This is a genomic window from Synechococcus sp. MIT S9504, assembly GCF_047497135.1.
GTDB lineage: Bacteria > Cyanobacteriota > Cyanobacteriia > PCC-6307 > Cyanobiaceae > Synechococcus_C.
Genome location: NZ_CP138942.1, coordinates 988,878 through 1,002,045 on the forward strand (window position 1 = coordinate 988,878; position 13,168 = coordinate 1,002,045).

Here is a 13,168-nt window from a genome sequence, read left to right on the forward strand (position 1 = left end):
AGGGCCGCGTTTTTTGATCTGCCTGAGCTGCTGGTTCTTCTCAGTTCCTTCTCATCCGACTTGCTGACCGCGATTCACTCCATGTGGGAATTGAAAATGGCTCATTTCTTCAGGAACGATGTCAAATGATATTTGGAAAATTGCTTTTTTCTCTTCTGTTGGTTTCCGTTTTCCTGTGATCCATTGCGACACAATGGATCTTACTAATCAAAGTACCACTGTTCAATTGAACACACAGATGCTCTGATGAAGATTCGTCAGATTGCCCCACCCCTGGACGGTTCTAGATGGATTCTGTTCGTGTGTTGCCTGCCTTGCTCTGGATCGTGTCTGTTCGCAGCAACTTGCGTCGTTCGGCAGGTACTGAGATGGGCAGATCGAACTCGAACGTCCTTTGAGTTGGATGATCTTTGATATCCATTCATAGCCAGCTGTTACAAGCTTCGCTCACAACAAACCGCCAGACCCCATTGTTCATGCCATAACTCTCCCATCCGTATTGCTAAGGGTCTTTTCATCAGCGATCCCGATCGACGTGGAGCTCGGTCTCTCGCAGAATGGTCTGATGGTCAGCCCACGACTTCACCCCCGCACCATCGAGGCCGTTAAGGAACGCGCCGACATCGTGGATGTGGTCGGTGAGCACGTTGTGCTCAAGAAGAAGGGCCGTGAGTTCGTAGGGATCTGCCCGTTTCACGATGACAGCAAGCCGTCCATGACGGTGTCTCCTGCCAAGCAGTTCTATTACTGCTTCTCGTGCGGCGCGGGAGGGAACTCCATCAAATTCCTGATGGAGTTTCAACGCCAGAGTTTCAGTGAGGTGGTCCTTGATCTTGCCCGCCGCTACCAGCTTCCGGTGGAGACCGTCGACGGTCCTCAGCAGGAGAAACTCAAACAGCAGCTATCCCGCCGCGACAAGCTGCACAGGGCACTTGCGCTGGCCTCCGGCTGGTTTCGTGCACAGCTCAGGACCGACGCCGGTTCTGAGGCTCTTCGCTACCTGCGTGAGACGCGCGGATTAAGCGAAACCACTCTCGACCAGTTTGAGCTCGGGTATGCGCCGGATCAATGGGACGGCCTGCTCAGGCATCTGCAGCAGGTGGAGGGTCTCGCTCCCGAACTTCTGGAGGCAGCTGGTCTGGTGGTTCCCCGCAAGGGCGGGAACGGTTTTTATGACCGCTTCCGCCATCGCGTGATCGTTCCCATCCGTGATCGTCAGGGCCGGGTGATCGGGTTCGGTGGGCGCAGCCTTGATGGCAGTGAGCCCAAGTACCTCAACTCACCTGAAACGGAGGTGTTCGAGAAAGGAAAGCATCTTTTCGGGCTCGACCGAGCCTCTTCGGCAATCCGCAAGGACGACCGTGCTGTCGTTGTGGAGGGTTACTTCGATGTCATCGCACTGCATGCGGCAGGTATCACCAATGCGGTGGCCTCCTTAGGCACTGCTCTCAGTAGTCAGCAGATCACCCAGCTGTGCCGGTGCAGTGATGGCAAACGCATCATTTTGAATTTTGATGCCGATGGAGCCGGCGTCCGTGCCGCCAACCGGGCGATTGGGGAGGTGGAGCAGCTTGCACTCCAGGGACAACTGGAGTTGAGGGTCCTGCACCTTCCATCCGGCAAGGACCCTGATGAATTTCTCAAGGATCGCGGCGCCGGTGATTATCGGGCTTTGCTGGATCAGGCGCCGCTGTGGCTTGACTGGCAGATCGAACAGGTCCTTGAAGGCAGAGATCTAAGCAAGGCGGATCAGTTCCAGCGTTCGGTGGCTTCGCTGGTTGCGTTGCTGGGCAAGCTTCCCCAGTCCGCCATTCGCACCCACTACATCCAGCAGGTGGCAGAGCGCCTCAGCGGTGGGCAAGGCCGTCTTGCTCTGCAGCTGGAAGACGATCTCCGTCAGCAAGTCCAGGGCCAGCGTTGGCATGGTCGTTCAACCCGACATGAAAAGGCTGGAGAAGCTTCTCAGCGTGAACGTTCGGAGGCGGAGATCCTGCTGCTTTATCTCCATTGCCCATCCCATCGGGCTGGCATCCGCCAGGAATTGAGGAGCAGAGAGCTCGAGGACTTTGCACTTCAGCACCACCGGCTGCTCTGGTCAGGCATCACGGATCTCGAGGAAGGCAATCTCGGCAGTGTGCGTCTGGAAGCGATCAGTCGCGGTGAGGATCGCGGCGACGAATTGGCGGATCTCGATCTGCCTCGACTGCTCACCGATCAGCTCCTGCTGGAAAACAGTGATCTGGTGGCGCGCCTTACACCCCTGCTCGAACCGGATGAGCTGCAGCGTGTGTCACTCTCGCGGCCTATGGATCAGCTGCGGGGAACGGCAGCGATGCTCGAGCGCCAGAAGAGCCACAAACGCTGCCGACATCTGCTCGAAGCCTGGACTGGACAGCGTCTGCAGACCCTGGAGCGATGCATCGCCGTCTTGATCGAGCAGGAGAAAGATGAGCAGTCATCTCCCGCTGCTGAGATGGAAGTTGACATGGAGCAGCGCATTCACGCCATGTTCGAAGACCTCAACGCTGAAGCCCTGCGTTTTCAGGAGCTGTATTACAGCGAGCGTCGACACATCCAACATCTCGATCAACAGCGCTGTGCCGGTTATGCCTCGGACACCAGCTCCGCTCCTTCTGCTTCCGTCAACGGTTGAGTCAGCTGCCCGCGGACCAGTCGTGCCAACAACGCCATTGAGTGCCCTGGCCAGCGCTGCTCTTTCAGCAGCTTTTCCAGTTCGCCCGCACGTTGGAGTGTGAGCTCAAAGGCCTTCCGATGCTGGTTTGGCTCAAGCGTTGAGACATAGACGTGAGCCCTGGCCTGCGTGTTTGGGACTCCCTCATTCGAGAGGCCGAGACCTCTCCGGAACAGATCGGCATCAAAGTGTCCCAACGCTGCCGTCATCCCCATGGCATCGGCGACGATTTCGTCGTACAGATTGATGCGCATTTCACCAACCAGCCTGCGGCAGGCGATATGGGTGAGTTCATGTTCCAGCCTCCAGGTCTGCGACAGGTCCAGCCAGCGTTCCATTGGTGGCTCACCAGGAATTGTTTCCATCGATAGAGAGGCGTAAGGAGCCCGGTGTAAAAGGAGGATCTGGCATCGTGCTTGCACGCCTAACGCGCGGATCAAACCCCAGTGGATCAGGCCTGAAATCGCCTGAGCGTGCACAGTGGGTTGAATCGGAACCGCTTCACAGCGGTGGGCCAGACAGCGCACGGCCAGCACGAAATCCTCATGGTTGCGAAAAGTCAGCACTGGAACGGCACCGGTCGGATGCTGCGCAATGGTGAGCGTTGTTCCTGACGGGTCACGCAGGACTGGCGCGTGCTTGAGGTCTGCAGCCTGTGCTTGTTCACCCCGCATCACCAGTCGTTGATAGGCATCGCTGCTGTGTACGTCGATTCCCGGTTGCAGTAACAGCTGCGGTAGGAGCTGACGGAGATCATCCCAACACCCCGCAGGGTCCCTGTCCGCCAGCCAGCGATCCCACCACTGTTGCCGGTCATCGGAGACCATCGGCAGATCGGGCCAGATGGCGTCGGCCTCTTTAAATCTCCGGCAATACTCCTCCAGCGTCTGCATGGGCCACCGACTTCGCTGCCCCGTGTCTAGCCATGCCGCATCCAAACGCTCTCCTGATCTCCTGAGAGCTCAGCGACCCATCCAACCGCCATCCACGACCAGTGTTTCTCCATGCACGTAGCGCGAGGCCTCACTGGCCAGAAACACCACCGGTCCGCGCAGATCATCAGGTGATCCCAGGCGCCCGGCGGGGATGCGTTCCAGAATCTGACGCGATCTGAGTGGATCTGACTGCAGTGCCTCAGTCATCTCTGTGTCCACGTACCCGGGTGCGATGGCGTTCACCCTCACACCGCGTCCTGCCCATTCATTGGCCAGTGAGCGTGTGAGGTTGGCCAGGCCCGCTTTGCTGGCGGCATAGCTCGCCACATTCAATCCACCCTGATCGCTGAGCACGGAGGCTGTGGAAATGATGCTTCCCTTGCCGCGAGCCAGCATCACTGCCCCGATCCTGCGACTGACTCTGAATGCTGCACTGAGGTTGACCTCCAGCACCGTGTCCCAGAGCTCATCGCTGTGCTCCTCCGCCGGTGATCGGCGCACGATGCCGGCGTTGTTCACCAACACGTCGATGACCGGATGCTGGCTGAGAACCTGGTCCAGAACGAGGTCGACGGTATGGCGGTCGCTGAGGTCGCAGCGAAAACCAGAAAATCGACGACCACGCTTACGGATTGCATCTCCCACTTCACTGCTGTCGGGGTTGAGCGATGCACTGATGCCAACAATGTCCGCTCCTGCTTCGGCCAGTGCATCCGCCATGGCCTGGCCGATCCCACGCCGGCAGCCCGTTACCAGTACCACCTGACCATCAAGCCTGAACAGCGAATCCTGCATTGTTCTGCTGGTCCCTCAATCTCCATTCTCGAGCTTTTAGGCACTGTGCAGTGGCCCAGGTCGTAGCCATGATCAACAAGCTCATTTCCCGTGTCCGATGTCTGAATTCTTTGAAGCGTTCTGGCATGGGGAGGGCATTGGCGATGGCGGAGATTTGGAGGAGGCGTTGCAGGCCTATGTGTCCGTTAAACCGGATGACAACGACTGGATTGCGGCCTGTGCAATGAAGGAGGCTGCTCCCCGGATTGAGCGGTTTTCGTCATTCGAGGCCTACCTCGATAACAAGGATCCTCTGGAGGTGATCGAGGTCTCACCACAGATGATTGTGGTGGCGATTGAACAGCTGCCTGTCTGATGTCCCATCCTTCAGTTGATTTTGCGGCCAGCGCTCCAGTGAACAACCTCTGGCCTGCTCTTGTGGAGCGACTCGGACTGGAGCGTTCGCAGCGTGCAGTTCGCCAGGCTTTGGATCTTCAGGCCATGCAGGGCAGTGCTGCAACGTTGCCGGTGTTGTTCTGCGAGACCTGTGGCCTGGCCCTTGCCAGCACTGATTTGCTGCGCGAGCAAACTGGGCTTAATGCTCATGGCGATGATTACGTGCTCTTGTACTCCCCAAAAAGCCAGTCAGTGCAATTGGTTTGCCCGAAGTAGGCATCAATCAAAAACGCTGTGTTGAGTTTTGTAAAATGACTCTGTTAGAAGAATGTTAGAAAATTGTCTCAAAAATCTGTGCTATGGAGGCTTTTCAAATCGCTGAGATCGGTTGCAGCGTAGGGGTTTTGGGGGATTGAGGCAGGAAAGACTTCAGGAGGTTCAGGTGCAAATTGCTCAGATCTGTTCCAGTGCAGGGGTTTTCACTGACTTTTTGCCTCTTTGGGACTGACTATCTGCCTCTTCGGGCTAACTCTTTTGATCCATGCAACACTTCAGCTCTAGGGCAAGAATTGGGGCCGTTGCACTGCTCGAATGATCTTTAATTTCACCCGACTTCTTGATGCTGGTGTTGCGGTGAATGACGAGATCCACGTGCACATCCACGAGCTGAAGAACCCCCTTCTGACCCCTGAGGACCGGGAGCACATTCAGCGAAACATGGCCGGTGGTTGCGCCCGTGGCCTGCAGGTCGTGGCGCTCCATCAGATTCACCTCAGCCACATGCTCGATGAGTTGGCGGTTGAGATGGCTGAAGCTTGATCAGGCCGTTGGAGCAAATCAAAGAGAAGCAGGGTTAAACCGCTGGGAGAATGTGGGTCACGAGATCAGCGTTGACCCACCTGATCACGCCTGAATCCACATCAGCAATCTGGAATAGGTTGTGCATTGAAGGGTCTCGGGCAGCACCGCCGCAGTGGATCACCTGCCCCATCCACCAATCCTTGTCGGCCTTCTCTCCCGTCAGATAGTCGTGGCGCACGATCACCGTCATGCCTGGAACCACGCTGAGGAAGATCGGCTGTTCTGAGGGGTCCTGTTGGTTGTAGATCCCGTGATCGACTGACACACTATCTAGGCTAGGACGCCTGTACTAGCCATGAGAGCAAAAAGGGCTGCTCAGCCAAAGGGTTTGTTTAGGAGCCATAGAACCACTGCAAATATTGATGCGGTCGTCGCTGAATTGCGGTTCACGCAAGCGATCTTTCCGGTGAGTGCAGCGCCATAGGCCGCCCCGTAAACAAAGCAAAACAGCACTGTGTAGAGAAGAAGGAGCCAGGGATTCATTAATGCAGTGAGCAACTGACCAGAGCTCTAGCAACACTGCTAAACCCGAGCCAGAACCCTTTCAGCCGCAGCAATCAGCTCTGACTCTCTGGCAAAAACAAGCCGGATGGTGCCCGAAACGGGTGACGCTGCTGCTGGCCATCGCTATGACTTTTGTACTGGCCAATCACCCATGTCAGAAGAACAACTCAAAGCCTTCCTGGAGAAGGTCAAAGCAGACACAAGTCTTCAGGAGAAGCTCAAAGCTGCTGCTGATTCAGATGCAGTTCTTGCGATTACAAAAGAGGCTGGATTTATGATTTCAGCCAGCGATTTTAAGAACGTTCGATCTGAATTATCAGAAGAAGAACTGGAAGGCGTAGCTGGCGGCACTATACCCCCCATTGTTAATTGGATTGGTGAGAAAATGGACAAGGGTTGTGCTGGTACCTTGTTTGCTGCTAGCTACACTAGCTGTGTAGCTATGGGCACTGCCAATAAGGAGTGTGGTTAATTTAATTTTTATCTGAAACCTACTCGTCTAAGCACCCAGCCGCCGCATGAAATTTATTACTTCAATGCTCTAAATAATCCCATAAATCAGCCTCCGATGCCTGGCACGATTGAGCGCAGTAATTATTAGCCAAAGACACTTCAGCAGACCATTGCCATAATAAATAATTAACAGACTTGACACCTATGTCAGAAGAACAGCTCAAGGCTTTTATCGCCAAAGCCAAGGATGACCAGTCCATTCAAGACAAACTAAAGGCAGCAAAGACTCCTGAAGACGTCGTAGGGACCGCTAAAGAGCACGGCCACGAATTCACTGCTGATAATGTCGCTGAACTCAGTGAAGAGGAACTGGAAGGCGTGGCTGGTGGGCGTAGTTATAACTGGGCCTCCTGGTGTTCTGAGTGAGCCTACAACTCAAAGTATTGTGGTATTGAAGTATAACTGGGCCTGCTGGTGAAGCCTGGCTGCCTTTGATTGGTTGTGGATTGATTCTGAGCCTACTTATTATAAAACAGCCTCACACCAATCACCCCCCGCCACGAGCGTGGTTTTTTATTGCCCTGGAGCCCTCGGCAGGATATGCGTCATCAGGTCAGCGTTGCGTTGAACCAGCGGATCCTCACTGAAAAGCCCCACTCGTGAGAGCGGGGCATTGCGTTGAAACGTTGTGGCTCAGGAAGCGCCTACATCGCAAAGCTCACTCCAACCGAGTTGTGGTTCCAGGTAGCTCCTACAAAGCGGTCCAGTAGTGCTGCTATCTCCGGGGACAGGGCTGAGCGACCCTGCGAAGCTGTGCATGCCAGGGACTGGCTCGAAGGTTTCGGACATGTCTTCGAAAGTAGCTCCGGGGCCAAGACGGTATCTCTCAGAAGTATTTCCAGCTGCATCACGAAAGTTTCCAGCCTCATCTTTGCCCCAAATACTGTTCATCGCGCCTTGATGCATCGGCATCTGGGGAGGTGTTGTATCTAGGACGATCCCACCGCCAGGTGCTTCAAGACCGCCAATCTCTGGATCAGGTCGTTGTCCAATCTCAACGGGTTTCACTTCACGAGGATCAAAGCTGCCGGTCAGCTCATCTGCCTGTTTAAGCGAAGCACCTACATCACAGACTTCACCCCAGCTCAAACCCTTCCGACCGATCAGGTCATCATTCGTAGAAACGTCCTGCAACTTTGCTTGCCTTGGTTCAAAGCTTCCAAAGCTGTCCTTTTCGGGGTGAGGTACGACGTCGAAGGTCACGAAATGAGGCATGGATCTGAAAGCGGTGGAGGCTTGTTTCCTCTCGAAGGACACACCATCTCCGTAATCAACAGCTGACTTGATGACCTGCCTCAAGGAGAGTTGTGAGGTTCGTCACATCTCCCTTAGATCGCAAGAAGGATATGGGTCACCAGATCAGCGTTGACCCAGCGGATCACGCCTGAATCCACATCCGCGATCTGGAACAGGTTGTGCATGGAGCGGTGGTGAGGAACCGCTGCAACATGCACTGCCTGTTAGAGGTGGGCTTCCTCATGATCCCCCAAAAGCCCCGTGACCACATCACCTGATCGGGTGATTTCGAAAGCTTTTCCGAACTCGCTTGACGACCCCTGCGATCCTGACTTAGTGCATTTGTACTACGGCGAATAGGGGTGATGGAGGAGTGGGATTTTGTGGATGAACGGGAGCTGCAGAACTGGAAGGGAGCCCGGATCTGCCTGACCTGTCAGCACTTCGCCTATGGCGTGGATGGTCATTGCAGAACGATGGTGGCTTGCAATCTCAGGCAGCAGCAGCTGCAGCAGGGCGATCACCTGATCAAGCGTTGCCGCCACTGGACGCCCACCTGGCAAGACCAGGCCGGATGGTGCCCGGAGTACGGGTGACGCTGCAGCTGGCCATGGCTAAGCCTTCTGTACTGGCCAGTCACCCATGTCCGAAGAACAACTCAAGGCATTCATCGCCAAAGTCAAAGGCGATTCCAGTCTTCAGGAAAAGCTCAAAGCAGCTGCTGATATTGACGCAGGTCTTGCAATTGCGAAAGAGGCTGGATTTAGTATTTCTGCTGATGACGTTCGGACTAAGATTTCAGATGATGAGTTGGAAAGGGCTGCTGGGGGTGAATGCGGAAACGTTAGCTGTGTTAATATTTATTTGCTGACGTTAGGAAAGGATAAGGAAGTAGAGCTGTAGTTTACTCATCAAATCCCTTGCATTAGCAGAGAATTTTTATTTCTTCAATCATCCCAAATAGCCCACGAATCAGCCTTCAATACCTGGCACAATTAAGCGCAGTAATTATTAGCCAAAGTCACTTCAAGGCATTGTTGCTATAACCGCTAGATTCTCCCTATACCCATGTCAGAAGACCAGCTCAAAGCGTTCCTAGAGAAGGTCAAAGCTGACACCAGCCTTCAGGAAAAGCTCAAAGCAGCTGCTGATAATGATGCTGTTGTTGCGATTGCAAAAGAAGCTGGGTTTAGTATTACTGCTGACGATTTGAAGATCGCTCAGTCAGAGATTTCAGACGAAGAATTGGAAGGGGTGGCTGGTGGCGAACCAACGCCATGGGATCCTGAGTGGTACAACTGAGCTGGATGGGTGTGGATTGCTAGCTGGTGGGGTTGTATTTCGTGAGCCTATATTGCACTCATCAAAGCCCCTGCAACCGCAGGGGCTTTTTATTTCTTCAATCTCGCCAGTAATCCCACAAATGAGCCTCCGATACCTGGCTCGATTGAGCGCAGTAAATATTATCCAAAGTCTTTGGAGTAGACCGTTGCTATAACCGTCTAAGACACAGGCTACTAATATCAGAAGAGCAACTCAAAGCGTTCCTAGAGAAGGTCAAATCTGACACCAGCCTTCAGGAGAAGCTCAAGGCTGAGCGTGTTGATGTTGTAGCTATTGCTAAGGCTGCTGGCTTCTCTATCACGCCTGACGACATAAATTCACTTCGAGAAAACATTTCTGAAAAAGAGCTAGAGGCTATCCTTGGTGGTGCCGGATCTGCTAATCCTCAGGGCGAGGATCCATGGTGCACTTGGGATTACCCCATTTGCATAAATAATAAATAACACAAAGCAAACTTTAATACCTGGCACAATGGAGCGCAGTTGAGCAGAGATAGTCAGGGCCACATTAGTAATCAAGACTGCAATCAACTAGCAACTCTGGCCAATACTCGTTCAGCAGCAGCCCGATCCATAGGGACGCCCGAGCACCGGTGGTTCGTTATGGCCTGCAGGGATCCCCAGGCACTGCCTATGGGCCGGCTCCCGCACTCATGCCACCAAGCATTGATGGTTTCTTAGAATAATTAAATCCACTGCCGATCCTCATGGATTTTGAGTTTGAGAATCGTGAGGTCAGGCCCAGATTAATTGGCCACACTTTCAAAAACTCAATTTACAGAACTACCTTGCATTGCAACTGGAATTCGAGGCACGGGGAAGCCAGCTTTTCCCAGAACTTCAACAATCATGCGGTTGGTGTCAAAGTAAACCTGCCAATAGTTAGTCACTTCAGTGTAAGGTCGTACCGCCAATCGAGGACCACGTTCACTGAACTCAAGGACTTCGACATCAGCTTCTACACCGTCCATTTGGTTCGGAACAGATTTAATGCCTTCCTTCAATAATTTGATCGCTTGTGCAACGTCTGCACTGTTATCAAGTTGAGCAACAAGCTCTACCATCCTATAAGGATTGGCGGAATAGTTCTTGATTGTGTCGTTAAATAGTTTTCCGTTGGGGACGTAATGAATAACATTATCAATTGAAGTAATCGAAGTAACGAACATCCCCACCTCTTTGACTGTTCCTTCAACTCCACCACCATCAATATAATCTCCCGTAGAGACTGGGCGTAACACCTGGAGAAATACGCCTGCTGCGAAATTTCCGAGCATGCCGCTCCAAGCAGCGCCAATTGCAACACCAGCACCAGCAAGGAGTGCGGCGAAACTTGCAGTTTGAATTCCAAAAAATCCAAGGATTGCAACAACAAGAACCACCCTGAGGGTGACACCAAGAATATTTAGGAGATATCTGACGACTGTCGGGTCGAGAGCCCATTTCTTTAAAGACTGGCGCATGACCCGCAAAGACAGGCCGATCAGCCAGCCTCCGGCGATCCATAAAGCGACAGCTCCCGCCAGTTTAAATAAAAATGAAATAATAATTGCCGAAATTTCTGCACTGTCAAAGAACGACAGGGCAGAAGATGCCCCTAGCAAAAACATCAAAAGGAATGCAAAGATACAACTACTAATAACTCAACACGTTCCTGCACGTCATTTGAATTATTGCAGCCAGAAACAATATGAAACAACTCGGTATTTCCTAATTGATTAATGTAAAAGTGCAATTATATCTATTGGCGAGGAATCATGTTCACCTTGTTTTCTCATTACGTACTCACCCACCATTAAGACATAATCGGTTAATGACCTCGCTCTGAAATGAAGGGTTACTACTTGTTCCTGGCATTACCTTTGGCTGCGTAGATGTCCTTCACCCTGCGCAGATATTCACGAATTAGGAAGACGCCTCGGTTGGGGGCAAACTCATCGGTGTTGTGCTGCAGGGCCAGAGCTTTCTCGTTGATGCCCATCACCTCTAGTGCCAGGGACAGGATGCTGAGCAGGTCTTCCATGCCCTCGTCGACTGCCTTCTTTGCCTCAAGGCCAGCGATGTTGATCGCCTCTTCTGTGATGTTGGCTGCTTTGTTGATCAGCTCTTGGTTGTCCTGTGCAGCAGTGTTCAGAGCACCGACTGAACGGCTGGCATCGTTGGTTTGCTGCTGCAGGTCTGCCAGAGCTCTGCGATACGTCTCGAAGGAGCCGTTGATCTGCTCCCGATTGTTTTTCGGCAATGCCAGTGACTGCTGTTGCAGGGTCTCGCCCGTCTTTGCAGCTTCTGCCATGGCGGTGGTTCGCTCAAGCAGATCGCTAACGGTGGCTTGCATCCCGGCAACCTCCTCAGAGAGCTGCATCGACCTTGCGTAGATGGCGCTGCTTGCAGCGTTCCACTCAGTCATTGCCGTCACGTCGGGGCTGGTGCCGAACCGTCCTGAGAGCTCTGCCAGCCCAGCATTGACCTGCTCAACATCAGCCTGCAGCTGACCGAAAGTGTCCTGAGTCTGTTGCTGCTGAATCCTGGTGTTGAGCAGTTCACGCTCACGTTGTTGGCGTTCTGCTTCTGCCGCTGATGGGAGCTGAACCTCGCGGTGCTGACTTTCGATCCAAGCTTTTCGGCCATCGATCGGAATGGAGTCGGGGACTTCCCAAGAGCTGCCTTTCAACTCGTCGATCTCTCCTCTGTAAGTGACCTTCTGCATGGGTCAGTAACCCCTTTGAGCGGCTTACAGCAGTTGGGCCTGCTGCATGGCGATGCCTTGCGCGTACATCTGCTGCATGGCGTGCTCATGCGCCTGCTGCTGAGCAGCTTCGGCCACTGCTTTTTCAGTCGGTGTCTGCACCCCTGCCTCAGTCCTGAGTCGCTTGGCTGCTGCAGGGTCGAGCTCCTCCAGGCGTATCGCTTGAGTGAAGTTCCGGGCTTTGTACGGACTGGCCTTGATCAGCTGTTTCACCTCAGCTGAGATGGACTCCTTCTGACGTTGTTCTTGGGTTTTGGGGGTGGGGCTGAGGCTTCCTTGCAGGGCATCAGCCACCAGGCCGGCTGGTGCAGATCTGCTCAGCAAGCTCACCAGCTCGGGGTCAGACGCTGCTAGCTCAAAGAATTTCGATGCGTTCTATGGTTAGGGGTCACGGATATCACTGGCGATCAGGGCTTGATTGAGCCACCAAGGAGTTGAGTCGATGTCCACGTGATGGCACGCAAAATTCAGCTTCCACTGTCGAAAAGCTCCAGCTCCAGTACCGCAGCCTGGGCCGCAATGACCTTCGCCTGTATTACAGCACTGGCGGTCTGGGGGCTGGCGAATGCTTATCCCCACCTTTGAACACTGAGCTTCTGACTAGAGCAGCTTCTGTGCTGAACAGCTGAAACCCCTGCCCTGAGATGTTGGATGCGTTTTGTATCCATTTGAACGACTAAACCATTGGCGTTTGTTCTATAAGGAGTTTGTAGCAACAGCTACCAACAACGTTCACCTCTTGCTTCAGAGAGGCGCAGTTCGATTCAGGCCAAGGAACGGGGACCTGAACTTGCTTCGAGGAACCATCCATGACAGCTCTTATCTACAGAGGCCAGACCTACACCCCCCATCACACTGCTGTTCCAAAGCAGAGTGTTGAACTCACATACCGGCGCGAGCACTACAACGCCCGTCGCAGGCAGGCAGCGCGGGACCTTCATCCCAAGCTTGCCTATCGCGGTGTCTCCTACGCCAGGTAATCCAATATCGCTTGGGTATGTGGCCTCGCCTCGGCGAGGCTTTTTTTGTCGAAGTCTGATGTCACAACGCGTGTTGGTCCATAAAGAGGAAGGCCGCCCTTCCCGCTGGAAAGACGGCCTAACTCGCTCGTTTGTGCATTGTTCAACCCATCGCTTGTGGAGATAGGAAGGGGTCGAAGCTTCTGGCT

The 13,168-nt window shown here is 53.6% G+C and carries 20 protein-coding genes; 12 read left to right on the forward strand and 8 right to left on the reverse strand.

What is annotated here, in order from left to right:
- The first annotated feature begins 565 nt into the window (after positions 1 to 565).
- Complete coding sequence (dnaG, locus tag SIB58_RS05675; protein WP_067325776.1) at positions 566 to 2,653, forward strand: DNA primase; 2,088 nt, start codon at positions 566 to 568, stop codon at positions 2,651 to 2,653.
- On the opposite strand, the gene SIB58_RS05680 is transcribed toward dnaG, so the two are convergent.
- On the reverse strand, positions 2,605 to 3,585 hold the full coding sequence (locus tag SIB58_RS05680) for a DUF7005 family protein (RefSeq protein WP_066906462.1): 981 nt from the start codon (positions 3,583 to 3,585) through the stop codon (positions 2,605 to 2,607). The genes dnaG and SIB58_RS05680 overlap by 49 nt on opposite strands.
- A gap of 69 nt (positions 3,586 to 3,654) precedes the next feature.
- Positions 3,655 to 4,422: an SDR family oxidoreductase gene (locus SIB58_RS05685; RefSeq protein WP_066906460.1), complete on the reverse strand. Its 768-nt coding sequence runs from the start codon at positions 4,420 to 4,422 to the stop codon at positions 3,655 to 3,657.
- 97 nt (positions 4,423 to 4,519) lie between these two features.
- On the opposite strand from SIB58_RS05685, the gene SIB58_RS05690 reads away from it, so the two are divergent.
- The 3 genes from SIB58_RS05690 (at position 4,520) to SIB58_RS05700 (ending at position 5,616) form a co-directional block, all read left to right on the forward strand.
- Positions 4,520 to 4,777: a hypothetical protein gene (locus SIB58_RS05690; RefSeq protein WP_066906458.1), complete on the forward strand. Its 258-nt coding sequence runs from the start codon at positions 4,520 to 4,522 to the stop codon at positions 4,775 to 4,777.
- Positions 4,777 to 5,073, forward strand: coding sequence for a hypothetical protein (locus tag SIB58_RS05695; RefSeq protein WP_066906456.1), 297 nt, complete (start codon positions 4,777 to 4,779; stop codon positions 5,071 to 5,073). Before SIB58_RS05690 ends, SIB58_RS05695 begins: the two co-directional genes overlap by 1 nt.
- A gap of 315 nt (positions 5,074 to 5,388) precedes the next feature.
- On the forward strand, positions 5,389 to 5,616 hold the full coding sequence (locus tag SIB58_RS05700) for a hypothetical protein (RefSeq protein ID WP_066906454.1): 228 nt from the start codon (positions 5,389 to 5,391) through the stop codon (positions 5,614 to 5,616).
- A 34-nt stretch (positions 5,617 to 5,650) separates the two neighbouring features.
- Here the strand turns inward: SIB58_RS05700 and SIB58_RS05705 are convergent, their stop codons facing one another.
- On the reverse strand, positions 5,651 to 5,923 hold the full coding sequence (locus SIB58_RS05705) for a DUF3104 domain-containing protein (RefSeq protein ID WP_082823300.1): 273 nt from the start codon (positions 5,921 to 5,923) through the stop codon (positions 5,651 to 5,653).
- Between the two features lie 390 nt (positions 5,924 to 6,313).
- Here SIB58_RS05705 and SIB58_RS05710 point away from each other — a divergent pair, with 390 nt between their 5' ends.
- Positions 6,314 to 6,634 (forward strand): Nif11-like leader peptide family natural product precursor, encoded by a 321-nt coding sequence (locus SIB58_RS05710; RefSeq protein WP_082823312.1) that lies wholly within the window; start codon positions 6,314 to 6,316, stop codon positions 6,632 to 6,634.
- A 185-nt stretch (positions 6,635 to 6,819) separates the two neighbouring features.
- Positions 6,820 to 7,041: a Nif11-like leader peptide family natural product precursor gene (locus tag SIB58_RS05715; protein WP_066906630.1), complete on the forward strand. Its 222-nt coding sequence runs from the start codon at positions 6,820 to 6,822 to the stop codon at positions 7,039 to 7,041.
- 267 nt (positions 7,042 to 7,308) lie between these two features.
- Here SIB58_RS05715 and SIB58_RS05720 read toward each other — a convergent pair whose 3' ends face one another.
- Together SIB58_RS05720 and SIB58_RS05725 are read right to left on the reverse strand one after the other, a co-directional pair.
- A complete protein-coding gene (locus tag SIB58_RS05720) occupies positions 7,309 to 7,890 on the reverse strand; it encodes a hypothetical protein (RefSeq protein WP_156486570.1) in 582 nt (193 codons plus the stop codon).
- Between the two features lie 113 nt (positions 7,891 to 8,003).
- A complete protein-coding gene (locus tag SIB58_RS05725; RefSeq protein ID WP_156486569.1) occupies positions 8,004 to 8,129 on the reverse strand; it encodes a DUF3104 domain-containing protein in 126 nt (41 codons plus the stop codon).
- Between the two features lie 147 nt (positions 8,130 to 8,276).
- Here SIB58_RS05725 and SIB58_RS05730 point away from each other — a divergent pair, with 147 nt between their 5' ends.
- The 4 genes from SIB58_RS05730 (at position 8,277) to SIB58_RS05745 (ending at position 9,698) form a co-directional block, all read left to right on the forward strand.
- Positions 8,277 to 8,507 (forward strand): hypothetical protein, encoded by a 231-nt coding sequence (locus SIB58_RS05730; RefSeq protein WP_066906450.1) that lies wholly within the window; start codon positions 8,277 to 8,279, stop codon positions 8,505 to 8,507.
- Between the two features lie 46 nt (positions 8,508 to 8,553).
- Positions 8,554 to 8,814 (forward strand): Nif11-like leader peptide family natural product precursor, encoded by a 261-nt coding sequence (locus tag SIB58_RS05735; protein WP_066906448.1) that lies wholly within the window; start codon positions 8,554 to 8,556, stop codon positions 8,812 to 8,814.
- Positions 8,815 to 8,979: 165 nt separating this feature from the next.
- The gene (locus SIB58_RS05740; protein WP_066906446.1) at positions 8,980 to 9,213 is read left to right on the forward strand and encodes a Nif11-like leader peptide family natural product precursor; all 234 of its coding nucleotides are present in this window, start codon (positions 8,980 to 8,982) and stop codon (positions 9,211 to 9,213) included.
- Between the two features lie 218 nt (positions 9,214 to 9,431).
- Complete coding sequence (locus tag SIB58_RS05745) at positions 9,432 to 9,698, forward strand: Nif11-like leader peptide family natural product precursor (RefSeq protein WP_074159297.1); 267 nt, start codon at positions 9,432 to 9,434, stop codon at positions 9,696 to 9,698.
- Positions 9,699 to 10,024: 326 nt separating this feature from the next.
- Here the strand turns inward: SIB58_RS05745 and SIB58_RS05750 are convergent, their stop codons facing one another.
- The 3 genes from SIB58_RS05750 to SIB58_RS05760 all read right to left on the reverse strand — a co-directional run bounded on the left by SIB58_RS05750 (position 10,025) and on the right by SIB58_RS05760 (position 12,324).
- On the reverse strand, positions 10,025 to 10,864 hold the full coding sequence (locus SIB58_RS05750) for a mechanosensitive ion channel family protein (protein ID WP_066906444.1): 840 nt from the start codon (positions 10,862 to 10,864) through the stop codon (positions 10,025 to 10,027).
- A gap of 230 nt (positions 10,865 to 11,094) precedes the next feature.
- Positions 11,095 to 11,961, reverse strand: coding sequence for a hypothetical protein (locus SIB58_RS05755; protein ID WP_066906442.1), 867 nt, complete (start codon positions 11,959 to 11,961; stop codon positions 11,095 to 11,097).
- 24 nt (positions 11,962 to 11,985) lie between these two features.
- Positions 11,986 to 12,324 carry a hypothetical protein gene (locus SIB58_RS05760; RefSeq protein WP_156486568.1) on the reverse strand — a complete coding sequence of 113 codons (339 nt, stop codon included), beginning with the start codon at positions 12,322 to 12,324 and terminating at the stop codon, positions 11,986 to 11,988.
- A 129-nt stretch (positions 12,325 to 12,453) separates the two neighbouring features.
- On the opposite strand from SIB58_RS05760, the gene SIB58_RS05765 reads away from it, so the two are divergent.
- Both SIB58_RS05765 and SIB58_RS05770 read left to right on the forward strand, forming a co-directional pair.
- Complete coding sequence (locus SIB58_RS05765; protein WP_255355632.1) at positions 12,454 to 12,585, forward strand: hypothetical protein; 132 nt, start codon at positions 12,454 to 12,456, stop codon at positions 12,583 to 12,585.
- Between the two features lie 224 nt (positions 12,586 to 12,809).
- On the forward strand, positions 12,810 to 12,980 hold the full coding sequence (locus tag SIB58_RS05770; protein WP_074159291.1) for a DUF4278 domain-containing protein: 171 nt from the start codon (positions 12,810 to 12,812) through the stop codon (positions 12,978 to 12,980).
- The last annotated feature ends 188 nt before the right edge of the window (positions 12,981 to 13,168 follow it).

Bases quoted from the DNA above. Each gene is read 5' to 3' on its own strand.
- dnaG (WP_067325776.1), top strand. From the start codon at position 566: ATGGTCAGCCCACGACTTCACCCCCGCACCATCGAGGCCGTTAAGGAA.
- SIB58_RS05680 (WP_066906462.1), bottom strand. From the start codon at position 3,585: ATGCAGACGCTGGAGGAGTATTGCCGGAGATTTAAAGAGGCCGACGCC.
- SIB58_RS05685 (WP_066906460.1), bottom strand. From the start codon at position 4,422: ATGCAGGATTCGCTGTTCAGGCTTGATGGTCAGGTGGTACTGGTAACG.
- SIB58_RS05690 (WP_066906458.1), top strand. From the start codon at position 4,520: ATGTCTGAATTCTTTGAAGCGTTCTGGCATGGGGAGGGCATTGGCGAT.
- SIB58_RS05695 (WP_066906456.1), top strand. From the start codon at position 4,777: ATGTCCCATCCTTCAGTTGATTTTGCGGCCAGCGCTCCAGTGAACAAC.
- SIB58_RS05700 (WP_066906454.1), top strand. From the start codon at position 5,389: ATGATCTTTAATTTCACCCGACTTCTTGATGCTGGTGTTGCGGTGAAT.
- SIB58_RS05710 (WP_082823312.1), top strand. From the start codon at position 6,314: ATGTCAGAAGAACAACTCAAAGCCTTCCTGGAGAAGGTCAAAGCAGAC.
- SIB58_RS05715 (WP_066906630.1), top strand. From the start codon at position 6,820: ATGTCAGAAGAACAGCTCAAGGCTTTTATCGCCAAAGCCAAGGATGAC.
- SIB58_RS05720 (WP_156486570.1), bottom strand. From the start codon at position 7,890: ATGCCTCATTTCGTGACCTTCGACGTCGTACCTCACCCCGAAAAGGAC.
- SIB58_RS05730 (WP_066906450.1), top strand. From the start codon at position 8,277: ATGGAGGAGTGGGATTTTGTGGATGAACGGGAGCTGCAGAACTGGAAG.
- SIB58_RS05735 (WP_066906448.1), top strand. From the start codon at position 8,554: ATGTCCGAAGAACAACTCAAGGCATTCATCGCCAAAGTCAAAGGCGAT.
- SIB58_RS05740 (WP_066906446.1), top strand. From the start codon at position 8,980: ATGTCAGAAGACCAGCTCAAAGCGTTCCTAGAGAAGGTCAAAGCTGAC.
- SIB58_RS05750 (WP_066906444.1), bottom strand. From the start codon at position 10,864: ATGTTTTTGCTAGGGGCATCTTCTGCCCTGTCGTTCTTTGACAGTGCA.
- SIB58_RS05755 (WP_066906442.1), bottom strand. From the start codon at position 11,961: ATGCAGAAGGTCACTTACAGAGGAGAGATCGACGAGTTGAAAGGCAGC.
- SIB58_RS05765 (WP_255355632.1), top strand. From the start codon at position 12,454: ATGGCACGCAAAATTCAGCTTCCACTGTCGAAAAGCTCCAGCTCCAGT.
- SIB58_RS05770 (WP_074159291.1), top strand. From the start codon at position 12,810: ATGACAGCTCTTATCTACAGAGGCCAGACCTACACCCCCCATCACACT.